This is a genomic window from Rheinheimera sp. (assembly GCF_030690345.1).
GTDB lineage: Bacteria > Pseudomonadota > Gammaproteobacteria > Enterobacterales > Alteromonadaceae > Alishewanella.
Window position 1 is genome coordinate 151,755 of sequence record NZ_JAUYGV010000001.1, and the last position, 14,136, is coordinate 165,890.

Below are 14,136 nucleotides of genomic sequence, written 5' to 3' on the forward strand. Positions count from 1 at the left end.
CTTACATGCATTTAAGTGTAATGTAATTTTATTACAGAATACAGCAAGGCGGCGAAGAAAAATTACAGGTTGGTGCAGTTGCAACCACAACTGCACCGCAAGCTTAGTTATTGAAGTCTTTCTTATCAAAGCGCGAGCCACGCAGGCTGTCTTTCACTTTTTTCAGGTTTTCGCGAAACTTAGTGCCACGGCGCAGGGTAAAGCCGGTGGCCAGAATATCGATCAGTACCAGTTGTGCCACGCGGGATGCCATCGGCATATACATGTCGGTATCTTCCGGCACATCCAACGACAGCACCAGGGTACACTCTTTGGCCAGCGGGCTGTCATAGGCGGTTACACCGATAACGGTAGCGTCATTTTCCCGCGCTATTGCAGCGATATCACACAGGTTCTTGGTGCGGCCGGTGTGGCTGATACACACTACCACGTCGCCTTCAGCACTGTTAATCGCGCTCATGCGCTGCATCACAATGTCGTCAAAACACACTACCGGCACATTGAAGCGGAAAAACTTATTTTGCGCATCGTGTGCCACTGATGCCGAGGCGCCAAGGCCAAAAAAGGAAATTTTCTTTGCTTGGGTAAGTACATCGACTGCGCGATTAATGGTATTAATATCAACACGTTGTCTGGCGGTGTCCAGCGCCGCCATGGTGGATTCAAATATCTTTGCCGTATAGGCTTCAGGGCCGTCTTCTTCTTCAACATGACGGTTTACATAAGGCGTGCCGTTGGCCAGGCTTTGGGCTAAATGCAGCTTAAAATCAGGAAAGCCTTTGGTGTCCAGCCTGCGGCAGAAGCGGTTAACCGTGGGTTCGCTGACATCCGCCATCTTCGCCAGGGCCGCTATACTACTGTGAATAGTGGTTTGCGGGTTGGCCAGAATAACATCGGCAACTTTACGTTCCGACTTGCTAAAACTGTTTACGCTATTGACGATTTTTTCCAGCACATTCATCCGGCAATTCCTGACTTATAATTAGGCCTGATACAACCTGTAACGCTTGGTGTTATACAACGGCTTTGTGGTCAAAATAGTATTAAATTTACCACAAAACGACAGATCCGTTGCTAAGGCTGCCTTATTATATAAGAATAGTCAAAACATTACGCGTTATGTAATTTAATTACAAGATATCTGGTTTACAACCCCGTTATGCTGCGCTAGTATGGCCAAAGTGTTGTAAAATTACATCTAAATCAAGGGTCAGTTATGACGACAACAGCACAAAATTCCGCCTGCGACTTAATTCTGTTTGGTACCAAGGGTGACCTGGCAAGGCGTAAGCTTTTGCCCGCCATGTATCAGTTAGAAAAAGCAGATTTACTCTGTCCGCAGTCACGTATTATTGGTGTTGCCCGCGATGAAATGAGCACCGAAGCCTATGTAGAGCTGGTGCTGACCAATCTGAACAGATTTTTAAAAGAACCGCTGGATAACGCTGTATGGCAGCGCCTGCAAAGTAAGCTGGTATATGTGCAGCTGGATTTAGCCAATGAGCAGGATTACCACAAGTTAACCGCCGTTACCGATATTAACCAGCGCGTGCCGGTAAGTTATTTTGCCACGCCACCATCGCTGTTCGGCGCTATATGTAAAGGCCTGGCAGCTGCCGGGCTGGCACAGGAGCCGGCAAGGGTGGTGCTGGAAAAACCTATCGGCCATGACTTAGCATCATCTAAGGTAATTAACGATCAGGTGGCCGAGTTCTTTAAAGAAAGCCAGATCTACCGCATTGACCACTATCTGGGTAAAGAAACGGTGCTTAACCTGTTGGCGCTGCGCTTTGCTAACGCCATCTTTGCCGGTAACTGGGACCATAACTCGATAGACCATGTACAGATCACCGTGGCTGAGGAAGTGGGCGTAGAAGGTCGTTGGAGCTACTACGACGATGCCGGCCAAATGCGTGACATGGTGCAAAATCATTTATTGCAGGTATTAACCTTAATTGCCATGGAACCGCCGGCCAGGCTCGATGCCGACAGCATTCGTGATGAAAAGTTAAAAGTGCTCAAAGCGCTGCGCCGTATTGATATCAGCAATATTCAGGAAAAAACCGTGCGTGGCCAATACGCCAGCGGCTTTGTTGCCGGGAAGGCAGCACCGGGTTACCTGGAAGAAGAGGGTGCACGGCCAAACAGCAAAACCGAAACCTTTGTCGCTATTAAGGTGGATATTGATAACTGGCGTTGGGCCGGGGTGCCGTTTTACCTGCGTACCGGTAAGCGTATGGCCGGTAAGCTCAGCGAAGTGGTAATTTGCTTTAAACCGCAGCCGCACAATATTTTCCATGCGACCTATAACCAACTGCCGGCGAATAAGCTGATTATTCGTCTGCAACCGGATGAAGGCGTGGAAATTCAGGTACTGAATAAAATCCCTGGCCTGGGCGAACATATGCGCCTGCAGGAAAGTAAACTGGATTTAAGCTTCGACGAAACCTTTAAATCGCAGCGTATTGCCGACGCTTACGAGCGTTTGTTGTTGGAAGCTATGTTGGGTAATCAATATTTGTTTGTGCGTCGTGATGAAGTTGAGCACGCCTGGAGCTGGGTTGACGGCATTCTGAACGCCTGGAAAACCAGCAACGAGCCGCCGAAAACGTATCAGGCCGGCAGTTGGGGCCCTGTTGCTGCCATTTCCATGCTCGCACGTGACGAGCGCAACTGGGAAGAATAAGCCATGATGCAATTAAACCAATTTACCGACACCGGCACTTTAAACGCTGAATTTGCCAACCGCCTGGTGGCCATTTTACGACAGGCTATTAACGAGCGCGGTGCCGCTTATTTAGTGGTGTCCGGCGGTAAAACACCACAGGCGTTATTTACTGCGTTAAGTCAGGTCGATTTAGCCTGGGATAAAGTTACCGTGTTGCTGGCGGACGATCGTTGGCTGGATGACAGGCAAAACGATTCTAATGAACGGCTGGTAAAAGCAGTGTTATTACAACATAACGCTAAAGCAGCAAAGTTTATCAGCTTGTATGCTGATACGGCGTCGGCCTTTGATGGCGTAGCGCAAGTGTTGCCGCGTATTGCCGGTTTACCTACTTTTGATGCCGTGATCCTGGGCATGGGTGAAGACGGCCATACGGCGTCGTTATTTCCCTGCAGCGCGCAAATTCAAGCCGGACTGGCAGCCGATGCTCCGGCCGTGTTGGCAGTGCAGCCGGAAACCGCGCCCTACGAGCGTATATCATTAAGCCTGCCCAGACTATTAAACAGCCGGCATCTGTTTTTGCATCTGGTTGGTGCCAATAAACTCGCGGTACTGAATAAAGCAATGGCCGGGCAAGATGTGCCTGCCATGCCAATCCGTGCCTTTTTACACCATCCTGTGGCGCATGTCGCAGTGATGTATACCGAACATCAGGGGTAAATCATGGATCCTGTGATTCAGAAAGTAACCGACAGAATTATCGCCCGCAGCCAACGCAGCCGCGACATCTATTTACAACGTTTAGAGCAGGCCAGATTAAAAGGCCCGCATCGTGGCGTACTAAGCTGCGGCAATCTGGCGCACGGTTTTGCTGCCTGTAATCAACAGGATAAAGGCGATTTACGCAGCCTGACCAAAGCCAATATCGGCATAGTGTCGTCATACAACGATATGCTGTCGGCGCATCAGCCGTATGAACATTACCCGGCTATTATTAAGCAAGCGGTGCAGGATGTCGGCAGCGTGGCGCAATTTGCCGGTGGTGTACCGGCAATGTGCGATGGCGTAACCCAGGGCCAACCCGGCATGGAGCTGAGCTTACTCAGCCGCGATATTATTGCTATGTCGGCAGCCGTTGGCTTATCGCATAATATGTTTGATGGCGGCTTAATGCTGGGCATTTGCGATAAAATTGTACCCGGTTTATTTATGGCGGCGTTAAGTTTTGGCCATTTGCCCTTTGTGTTTGTGCCGGCAGGGCCTATGCCATCGGGTATTCCGAACAAAGAAAAAGCCCGGGTACGGCAGCTATATGCCGAGGGTAAAGTAGGTAAAGAAGAGCTGCTGGCGGCTGAGTCGGCGTCTTATCACTCTGCCGGTACCTGTACCTTCTATGGCACGGCTAACTCCAACCAGTTAGTGGTTGAAATTATGGGCCTGCATTTACCCGGCTCATCTTTTGTTAACCCGGGCACAGAGCTGCGTGATGAGCTGACCAAAGCCGCGGCACGCCAGGTTACCCGTTTAACCGATTTAGGCACTGATTATCTGCCGATAGGTAAGCTGGTGGATGCCAAAGCCATTGTTAACGGCATTGTTGGCCTGCTGGCCACCGGCGGCTCTACCAACCACACCATGCATTTAATTGCCATGGCTCGCGCTGCCGGCTTTATTGTTAATTGGGACGATTTTGCCGAGTTATCGGCCGCCACACCGCTGCTAACCCGGATTTACCCCAACGGCCAGGCTGATATTAATCATTTCCAACATGCCGGTGGTATGGCACTGCTGATCCGCGAACTGCTGGATGCGGGCTTATTACATGAAGATGTTCAAACAATAGCAGGGCCTGGCTTACGCCGTTACACGCAACAGCCGGTCATGCAGGATGGTAAACTGGTTTGGGTTGATGCACCGCAAAGCTCATTAGACCCTGATGTGTTGGCCACAGTGAAAAAACCGTTTAAAGACCATGGTGGCCTGGAAGTATTGTCCGGTAATGTCGGCCGTGGCGTAATTAAAACCTCGGCGCTGCGTGAAGGCACCGAAGTGGTAAAAGCACCTGCAGTGGTATTTTCCAGCCAGCACGAATTAGACGCCGCCTTTAAAGCCGGTGAGCTGAATAAAGACTGCATTGTGGTGGTGCGCTTCCAGGGCCCTAAAGCCTGTGGCATGCCGGAGCTGCATAAATTAACGCCGCCGCTCGGCGTGCTGCAGGACCGGGGCTACAAGGTGGCACTGGTAACCGACGGGCGTATGTCCGGTGCCTCGGGCAAAGTGCCGGCCGCTATTCATGTTACGCCGGAGGCCGTAGACGGCGGCAATATCGCTAAGATAAAAACCGGCGATATGATGCTGGTAGACGGTAACACCGGCCGGTTGGAAGTGCTGGTATCCGATGCCGAAATGGCTGCCCGAGAGGTAGCTACGCTGGACATGGCCGGCAGCTATTATGGTATGGGCCGCGAAATGTTTGGCGCGCTGCGCAGTCAGTTAACCGGGGCCGAGCAGGGTGCCTGCAGCTTGTTCACCACTGAGGAGCACCTGCATGGCTAAGTTGCCTACCCACGCTATTGTTGCCGATATCGGTGGTACCAACGCCCGTTTCAGCCGGGTTAATTTGACCAGCTTAGCACTGGATCAGATTGCGGTTTATCCCTGTGCAGAGTTTGCTACCCTGGCGGATGCGTTGGCACATTACCGCCAACAACATCAGCTCACCGGCATTAAGCATGTGGCTATTGCTATTGCCTGTCCGGTCAATGGTGATGAAGTCAGCATGACCAATTTCCACTGGCATTTCTCAGTGCGCGCTATGCAACAACAACTGGATTTAGAGGCATTGCAGGTCATTAACGACTTTACCGCCGTGGCCATGTGTTTACCGGCGCTAAGTGCAACAGAAAAAGTGCAGCTGGGTGGCGGTGAAGCGCAACCGGGCCTGCCGATGGCGGTGTTAGGTGCCGGTACCGGTCTGGGGGTGGCGCATTTACTGCCGGTAAATGATCAGTTTATTCCGCTGCCGGGTGAAGGCGGCCATGTTGACTGGGCGGCGCAAAACGAACAGGAATGGTTTATTCAGCAAATGCTGGCCAAAGAGTACGGCCATGTATCGCCGGAGCGGTTGTTATCCGGTCCCGGGCTTGAAGCCATTTATAAAGCCCTGGCGCTCTATCGCCGTCAGGTAGCAGAGCCGCTGTCTGCAGCAGCTATCGCGCAACAAGCCTTAAGCGGCGAGTCGGCACTGGCCACTGCGACCGTGCAACAGTTTTTTGCCGCCTTGGGCAGTGTGGCAGGCAACTTAGCGCTGACCTTAAGCACCTTTGGCGGCGTTTATGTTGCCGGCGGTATAGCACCGAAATTATTACCTCTGGCTGGCCAAAGCGAGTTCAGAGCGCGTTTTGAAGCAAAAGGCCGGTTTAGCGCATTTAATCGCCGGATCGCCACCTATGTCGTTACTGCAGAGCAGCCCGGGTTAGTGGGTGCGGCAGTTTACCTGAAACAATTTTTGGCGAGTAAATAATATGGCATTTGAAAATTGGCAGTTGCAACCAGACACCCTGTTTGCGCAAGGTCCGGTCGTTCCGGTGATTGTTATCAAAGACCTCGCGGATGCAGTACCTATGGCGAAGGCGTTACTGGCCGGCGGCATTAGGGTACTGGAAGTTACTCTGCGTACCCCGGTAGCGCTGGATGCCATCCGCTTACTGGCGCAGGAAGTGCCCGATGCTATCGTCGGCGCCGGCACCGTCACCACAGCGGCGCAGTTACAACAGGTTGTCGATGCCGGTGCTAAGTTTGCTATCAGCCCGGGCTTAACCCGTGAGCTGTTGCAAGCCGGTAAAGATGCCGCTATTCCGCTGATCCCGGGCATTGCCAGCATTTCCGAGCTGATGGAAGGCACCGGGCTTGGCTATACCCACTTTAAATTCTTCCCGGCAGAGGCCGCCGGTGGGGTTAAGACATTAAAGTCGATCCACGGCCCTTTTGCTGATATCCGCTTTTGCCCCACCGGCGGCATAAACGAGAGCAACTTTCGCGACTATCTGGCCTTACCCAACGTAAAATGCGTCGGTGGCTCCTGGATAGTGCCGGATGAGGCGGTAGCGGCAAAAGATTGGGCAAAGATCACCCAGTTATGCCAAACGGCGGTGGCGCAGGCCAACGGCTGAGCTTAATGCCAGCTGCCATTTAACAAACGCCCGGTATTTACCGGGCGTTTGTTTTGAAATTCGTGCTGAAAACGCGTATAGTAGCGCACTTTTTACCCTTAGCTGTCTTAGCTTGCCCGTATTAACCTGGTCTGGAACACACTGTGATATCAACTGCTAACATTACAATGCAATTTGGCGCTAAGCCGCTGTTTGAAAATATTTCGATTAAATTCGGCGAAGGTAATCGCTATGGTTTAATCGGCGCCAACGGCTGCGGTAAATCTACTTTTATGAAGATTTTAAGCCGGGAATTGGAGCCAAGCGCAGGTAATGTGTTTGTAGAACCGAATCATCGCGTGGCTAAGCTGAACCAGGATCAATTCGCCTTTGAGCAGTATTCAGTAATAGACACTGTGATTATGGGCCATGGTGAATTGTGGGCGGTAAAAGAAGAGCGTGACCGGATCTACGCCAGCAGCGAAATGAGTGAAGAAGACGGCATGAAAGTGGCCGATCTGGAAGTTGCTTTTGGTGAGATGGACGGTTATACCGCCGAGTCGCGTGCCGGTGAGTTACTGATTGGTGTTGGTATTCCGGTAGAGCAGCATTTTGGCCTGATGTCGGCCATAGCACCGGGCTTTAAGCTGCGGGTATTGCTGGCGCAGGTCTTGTTTGCCGACCCGGAAATTATGCTGTTGGACGAACCGACCAACAACCTGGATATTAATACCATTCGTTGGTTAGAAAACGTGTTGGCCGAGCGCAACAGCACTATGGTAATAATTTCGCACGACCGTCACTTCTTAAACAGCGTATGTACCCACATGGCGGATTTGGACTATGGCGAGCTGCGCCTGTATCCGGGTAACTATGACGAATATATGTTTGCTGCTACTCAGGCCCGCGAGCGTTTGTTGTCAGATAACGCCAAGAAAAAAGCCCAGATAGCCGAGTTGCAAACCTTCGTCAGCCGTTTCTCTGCTAACGCCTCTAAAGCCAAGCAGGCCACGTCGCGCGCCAAGCAGATCGATAAAATTCAGCTGGATGAAGTAAAGGCTTCCAGCCGGGTAAGTCCGTTTATCCGCTTTGAACAGCAAAAGCAGTTATACCGTTTAGCGCTGGAAGTAGACGGCCTGAGCAAAAGCTTTGGCGAGCTTAAGCTGCTGAAAAACCTTGGACTTACTATTGAAGTAGGTGAAAAGGTGGCTATTTTGGGTGCTAACGGTATAGGTAAGACCACCTTATTGAAGTGTTTGGTAGGCGATTTAACGCCGGAGTCGGGCAGCGTTAAATGGTCGGAAAACGCCAAAATCGGTTACTATGCTCAGGACCATGCGCACGAATTCAGCGAAGCCATGACCTTGTTTGACTGGATGACACAGTGGAAGCAGCCGTCTGATGACGAGCAAGCTATCCGCGGTATATTAGGCCGTTTGTTGTTCTCACAGGACGATATTAAAAAGTCAGTAAAGGTGTTATCCGGTGGTGAGAAAGGCCGCATGATGTTTGGTAAGTTAATGCTGCAACGGCCAAATATTCTGGTAATGGACGAGCCGACGAACCATTTGGATATGGAATCTATCGAAGCGCTAAACCTGGCACTGGAACATTACAAAGGCACCTTGCTGTTTGTCAGCCATGACCGCGAATTTGTATCGTCACTGGCCAGCCGTATCATTGAAATTACCGATAAAGATATGCGTAATTTCGTTGGCAGCTATGAAGAATACCTCGCCGCCCAATTGGCAAATTAATTGGTTTGATTAATCCACAGCGCCGGTCAGTAATGACCGGCGTTTTTGTTTAAACACTTGATTTTTCCTGCTTTGCCCCAATAACTACTACAGCTGTTTCATTCACCTATGGTTAGGCCGGAGTGTCTTTTTACCGCTGTCATTTTATGCTGCCGGTTATATGCTATGTTGTTGCCAACGCCATACTCAATCAGAGGATCTGCTATGAAAATCAATATTGGTATTAACGAAGAACAACGTAAAGCCATTGCTGACGGTTTATCTGTGTTACTGGCCGACAGCTACACGCTGTATTTGAAAACACATAATTATCACTGGAACGTTACCGGGCCGATGTTTCAAACCCTGCATACCTTGTTTGAAACCCAGTATAACGAGCTGGCGTTGGCGGTAGATGATATTGCCGAACGTATTCGTGCCCTGGGTGAATTTGCCCCGGGTTCATACAAAGAGTACGCCAAACTGACCAGCATTAAAGAGGCCGATGGTATACCGTCGGCAGAAGAGATGATTAAAGATCTGGTGAAAGGCCAGGAAGCGATTGCTAAAACTGCACGTTCTATCGTGCCGGTAGCAGATGAAGCTTCTGATGAAGTTACGCTGGATTTATTAACCCAGCGCATGACAGTGCATGAAAAAACTGCCTGGATGTTGCGCAGCCTGGTTGCTTAATTAAATTCGCTTGCAGGCCCGGTACGCCGGGCCGCATAGCGCCTCATTCCAGCAAACCTGTAAAACTGTCATTCTGACAAAAAACACTAAGTTTTTCCCGCCAAAGCTTGTAAAATCGCGCCAAACAGCAACACTTATAGCAGACCGCTTTGTCAGCAGCGCTCTGCTGCGGGAGACTCTATCTAATGCAAGCCTTGCAATATGCACAAAATGTTGCAGACCTTTTCGCTTTGCCGGAAGGCTATTTACGTGTCAAACAGCTGATGGATTCAGACACGGCCAGCCTGGATGAAGTGGCAGAAGTGATTTTGTTGGATCCGGTGCTGACATCAAAGCTGTTAAAACTGGCCAACAGTGCCATTTATAATCTGCCGTATCAGGTTGAAAGTGTTAGCAAAGCTCTATTAGTCTTGGGTAAAACCCAGGTATATAACCTGGTGCTCAGCATTGGTATCGCGTCTGCCTGCAGTAAAGTAGATACTTCGGCCATTGATCTGGAGCGGTTCTGGGAGCAAAGCGTCAATGCGGCTTTAATAGCACGGTTTTTGGCGCAAAGCTGTGGCTTAAAACCGTCAGATAGGTTTTATGTCGCCGGCTTGCTGCACAATATCGGCGAGATGGTGGTGTTGCACCACAACGCGCAACAAGCCAGTCAGTGTCAAAACTACACCTCTGAAGAGCTGCCGTGGCAGCTGCAGCAACGGGTGCTGGGTTTTACTTATGCCCAATGCGGTGCTGAGCTGTTGCATTTATGGCAGTTGCCCGACAGCATCGTTGAACCGGTTGCGCTGCAACACAGCCATAATTTTAATCAGAAAAACAAAGCGCAATTAATTCTGCATTTGGCCGCGCGCTTGGCGCTGGCGAACCAGCATCCGGAGATTTACTCCACCAGGCAACTGGTCGATCCATTCGTTTTAGAGTTGCTGGAACTGAGCCAGCCTGACATTATTCGTGCTATCGATTTCTGCAACACCGAAGGCCTGTTTATTCTGTCTGTTTTAAATCCACGCATCAGTACTATCTATTAATCTTTCTATCTGTACCGGTCGCGTATAAACGCACCTGGTTGATTATTTGGAATATTCGTCCCATGAGCAGTCCTGTTAAAAAAACACCCTTGTATACCGCCTATGCCGGTTCGGCACTGTTAGAAACGCCGTTGTTAAATAAAGGCAGCGCTTTTACCGCTGATGAGCGCTTAGCATTTAATTTGGCCGGGTTGTTACCGCCACGCTACGAGACTATCGAAGAGCAGGTAAGCCGGGCTTATATGCAGTACAAAAGCTTTGATACAGCGATTAATAAGCATATTTACCTGCGCGCTATTCAGGACAATAACGAAACCTTGTTTTACCGCTTACTGCAGCAGCATTTGGAAGAGATGATCCCGATTATCTATACGCCGACGGTAGGTGATGCCTGCGAGCAGTTTTCCGATATTTACCGCAGTGCCCGCGGTTTGTTTATCAGCTACCAGGACCGGCATCAGTTAGACGATGTGCTGCGTAACGCCACCAAGCGTAAAGTGAAGGTAATAGTGGTTACCGATGGTGAGCGCGTGCTGGGCCTGGGCGATCAGGGTATTGGCGGCATGGGTATTTCTATCGGTAAGCTGTCGCTTTACACCGCCTGCGGCGGTATCAGCCCAGCCTATACTTTACCGGTGATGCTGGATGTGGGCACCAACAATGAAAAACTGTTGAATGACCCTATGTATATGGGACTGCGGCAAAAGCGGGTAAACCAGGCCGAGTATGATGAGTTCGTCGACTTGTTTATCAAGGCGGTTAAACGCCGCTGGCCGGAAGCCATTATTCAATTTGAAGATTTTGCCCAGCCCAATGCGATGCCGTTGCTGCAGCGTTACCGTGACCAGGTATGTTGTTTTAACGATGATATTCAGGGCACTGCTGCGGTAACCGTCGGCACCTTGCTGGCGGCGTGTCGCAGTAAAAACACGCGGTTATCAGAGCAAAAAGTGGTCTTTGTCGGCGCCGGCTCTGCCGGTTGCGGGATTGCCGAGCAGGTGATAAGCCAGATGGTGGCAGAGGGCATCAGTGAAGCACAGGCGCGCACTCAGGTGTATATGGTCGACCGCTTTGGTCTGTTAACCGACAGCACGCCCGGGTTACGTGATTTCCAGCAAGCCTTAACGCAGTCTTCTGCGGCTATTGCTCAGTGGAGCTACAGCAGCGAGTTTCCAAGCTTGCTGGATGTGATGAACTGCGCCCAGCCGGGTATTTTAATTGGTGTGTCCGGCCAGGCCGGTTTGTTTACCGAAGCGGTAGTGCGGGCGATGAAGAAAGGTTGCACGACGCCGGTTATTTTCCCGCTGAGCAACCCGTCACGCCAGGTTGAAGCCACGCCGGAACAGGTAATAAGCTGGACCGACGGTGATGTAATCATCGCCACCGGCAGCCCCTTTGCCCCGGTAGAGTTTAACGGCAAGCGCTACGCTATTGCGCAGTGCAATAACAGCTATATCTTTCCGGGCGTTGGCCTGGGCGTTATTGCGTGTAAAGCACGGCTTATCAGCGACGAGATGTTGCGCGAGGCCAGCAAAACCCTGGCTGCTGCATCGCCCAAAGCCAATACCGGAAACGGCGGTTTGTTACCGGCGTTTACCGAATTGGCGGCCTTAAGCAAACTTATAGCCTTTAATGTGGCTAAAGTGGCTATACAACAAGGCCTGGCGTTAGAGCTGGATGATGCGCAACTGCAACAGAAAATAGACGATAATTTTTGGGTACCGCAGTACCGGCAATATAAACGTGTCAGCGGCTGAAATTAAATCTGCTTACAATTTGTTTTAGACTAATACTCTGCTTGCGGGTAGGCTGTATTTTGGTAATAACCAAAATAATAAGGACCCCAGAGCATGTATAAATCTTTAATTGCCATGGCCGTAGCCGGCGTTCTTGCCGGCTGCAACCCGGCACCGGACACGTCTTCAACTACCCCTGTTAACGCCGTAGCAGAACAACCTCAGCAATCTGAAACCGAGCGGTTAAACCAGTGGTTTGAAGCTAAGTACGAAGAACAGTTACAACAAAGCCCGCTACAAATGACATTCCTGGGCCGTAAAGATAAGTATGATCAAGTTGATGATACGTCCATAGCAGCAGAAGATGAGCAGATGGCCTGGCTGGCCGCCACCGTTGCTGAACTGAAAAGCAGTTTTGACTACGCTAAGCTGGATGTTGAAGCGCAAACCTCTTATGACGTCTGGGTGTACCAATACGAACAAGCCAAAGAGGGCGTAGCCTTTCGTAAGAATGGCTATGTGTTTACCCAAATGCAGGGTATTCATGCCATGCTGCCACAGATCATGATCAACTTCCACAAAGTTGACACCGCTGAGGATATGCAGGCCTATGTTAAACGTATCGAAGGTATCAGCCGCGCGATAACGCAGTTGTTGCAGCGGGCACAAGCCAATGCTGAGCACGACGTACGGCCGCCGCGCTTTGCCTATGATGGTGTGTTGCAACAAATTAATAATCTGATCACCGGTGCGCCTTTTACTGAAGCAGAGCAGGATATTCCGCTGTGGAGCGATGCCAAAGGTAAAATTGACGCCCTGGTTAAAGCAGACAAATTAACCGATGAGCAGGCAAAGCAGTTAGAAACAGAGACTAAAACCGCATTACAAAGCCACTTTTTACCGGCGTACAACGCGTTAAAACAATGGTTAGAACAGGACATCAGCAACAGCGAAGAAATCGCTACCGGTGTGGGCAAACAAAAAGACGGTACTGCTTATTACAACTACCGCTTAAAAGTGTCTACCACTACTGATTTAACCGCAGAGCAAATTCACCAAATTGGTCTGGATGAGGTTGAACGTTTAACCAAAGAGATGATCGCTATTAAGGAGCAAGTTGGCTTTAAAGGCGATTTAGCTGCCTTCTTTAAGTTTATTAAAGATGATGATCAGTTCTACTATCCGGAAACTGACGAAGGCCGTGAAGGCTACCTGGAAGACTCACGCCAGTACCTGGCCTTTATTAACGAGCAGTTGCCAAAGTACTTCGGTATTTTGCCTAAGGCCGATTTGATCGTAAAACGGGTAGAGCCGTTCCGTGAACAACCCGGCGCTGCCCAGCATTACTTCCCGGGTACGCCGGACGGTGCGCGGCCGGGTATTTACTACGCGCATTTATCTGATATGCGCTCAATGCCGAAAAATGAAATGGAAGCCATTGCTTATCACGAAGGCAGCCCTGGTCACCATATGCAAATTTCTATTGCGCAGGAGCTGACCACAGTACCGACATTCCGCACTCAGGCCGGCTTTACCGCTTACTCTGAGGGTTGGGCGCTGTATTCTGAGCTGTTGGCCAAAGAAATGGGCGCTTATCAGAACCCGTATTCAGACTTTGGCCGCTTGATCACCGAAATGTGGCGCGCGGTGCGGTTGGTAGTTGATACCGGACTGCACAGCAAAGGTTGGAATGAGCAGCAGGCGATAGATTACTTTATGGAAAAAACACCGATTGCCCAGGGCGCGGTGATCTCTGAAGTCCGTCGTTATATCGTTTGGCCAGGCCAGGCAACGGCATACAAAATCGGTATGATCAAAATTCTGGAGCTGCGCAGCAAAGCACAGGCAGAGCTGGGCGATAAGTTTGATATCCGCGCTTTCCACGATACTGTGCTTGGCGGCGGTGCTTTGCCACTGAGTGTATTAGAGAAACGGGTGAATAACTGGATAAACAGCGTAAAAGCCGGCTAGTCAGATAAGCTGTATGGAGCAGGCACAGCGATTAAGCTGTCGCCTGACGTTTTATAAAGGCTGTTCATCGTGTATGAGCGGCCTTTTTTGATCATAATGCGCAAAAAAACGTATATTCGCCGGTTATGCTGATTTAACCACCACCAAAGG

At 50.3% G+C, this 14,136-nt stretch carries 11 protein-coding genes; 10 read left to right on the forward strand and 1 reads right to left on the reverse strand.

What is annotated here, in order from left to right:
* Positions 1-103: 103 nt before the first annotated feature.
* On the reverse strand, positions 104-961 hold the full coding sequence (locus Q8O77_RS00700) for a MurR/RpiR family transcriptional regulator (protein ID WP_173501355.1): 858 nt from the start codon (positions 959-961) through the stop codon (positions 104-106).
* A gap of 255 nt (positions 962-1,216) precedes the next feature.
* Here Q8O77_RS00700 and zwf point away from each other — a divergent pair, with 255 nt between their 5' ends.
* The 10 genes from zwf (at position 1,217) to Q8O77_RS00750 (ending at position 13,986) form a co-directional block, all read left to right on the forward strand.
* Positions 1,217-2,686: a glucose-6-phosphate dehydrogenase gene (zwf, locus tag Q8O77_RS00705; protein WP_305550722.1), complete on the forward strand. Its 1,470-nt coding sequence runs from the start codon at positions 1,217-1,219 to the stop codon at positions 2,684-2,686.
* A gap of 3 nt (positions 2,687-2,689) precedes the next feature.
* Positions 2,690-3,388: a 6-phosphogluconolactonase gene (gene pgl, locus Q8O77_RS00710; RefSeq protein WP_305550723.1), complete on the forward strand. Its 699-nt coding sequence runs from the start codon at positions 2,690-2,692 to the stop codon at positions 3,386-3,388.
* A gap of 3 nt (positions 3,389-3,391) precedes the next feature.
* Positions 3,392-5,224 (forward strand): phosphogluconate dehydratase, encoded by a 1,833-nt coding sequence (gene edd, locus Q8O77_RS00715; protein WP_305550724.1) that lies wholly within the window; start codon positions 3,392-3,394, stop codon positions 5,222-5,224.
* On the forward strand, positions 5,217-6,191 hold the full coding sequence (locus Q8O77_RS00720) for a glucokinase (RefSeq protein WP_305550725.1): 975 nt from the start codon (positions 5,217-5,219) through the stop codon (positions 6,189-6,191). The genes edd and Q8O77_RS00720 overlap by 8 nt, the downstream gene beginning before the upstream one ends.
* Position 6,192: 1 nt before the next feature.
* Positions 6,193-6,840 (forward strand): bifunctional 4-hydroxy-2-oxoglutarate aldolase/2-dehydro-3-deoxy-phosphogluconate aldolase, encoded by a 648-nt coding sequence (locus Q8O77_RS00725; RefSeq protein ID WP_305550726.1) that lies wholly within the window; start codon positions 6,193-6,195, stop codon positions 6,838-6,840.
* Positions 6,841-6,983: 143 nt separating this feature from the next.
* On the forward strand, positions 6,984-8,576 hold the full coding sequence (locus Q8O77_RS00730) for an ABC-F family ATPase (protein ID WP_305550727.1): 1,593 nt from the start codon (positions 6,984-6,986) through the stop codon (positions 8,574-8,576).
* Between the two features lie 204 nt (positions 8,577-8,780).
* Positions 8,781-9,248 carry a Dps family protein gene (locus Q8O77_RS00735; RefSeq protein WP_305550729.1) on the forward strand — a complete coding sequence of 156 codons (468 nt, stop codon included), beginning with the start codon at positions 8,781-8,783 and terminating at the stop codon, positions 9,246-9,248.
* A gap of 185 nt (positions 9,249-9,433) precedes the next feature.
* Complete coding sequence (locus Q8O77_RS00740; protein WP_305550731.1) at positions 9,434-10,279, forward strand: HDOD domain-containing protein; 846 nt, start codon at positions 9,434-9,436, stop codon at positions 10,277-10,279.
* 62 nt (positions 10,280-10,341) lie between these two features.
* Complete coding sequence (locus Q8O77_RS00745) at positions 10,342-12,036, forward strand: NAD-dependent malic enzyme (protein ID WP_305550733.1); 1,695 nt, start codon at positions 10,342-10,344, stop codon at positions 12,034-12,036.
* A gap of 93 nt (positions 12,037-12,129) precedes the next feature.
* The gene (locus tag Q8O77_RS00750; protein ID WP_305550735.1) at positions 12,130-13,986 is read left to right on the forward strand and encodes a DUF885 family protein; all 1,857 of its coding nucleotides are present in this window, start codon (positions 12,130-12,132) and stop codon (positions 13,984-13,986) included.
* The last annotated feature ends 150 nt before the right edge of the window (positions 13,987-14,136 follow it).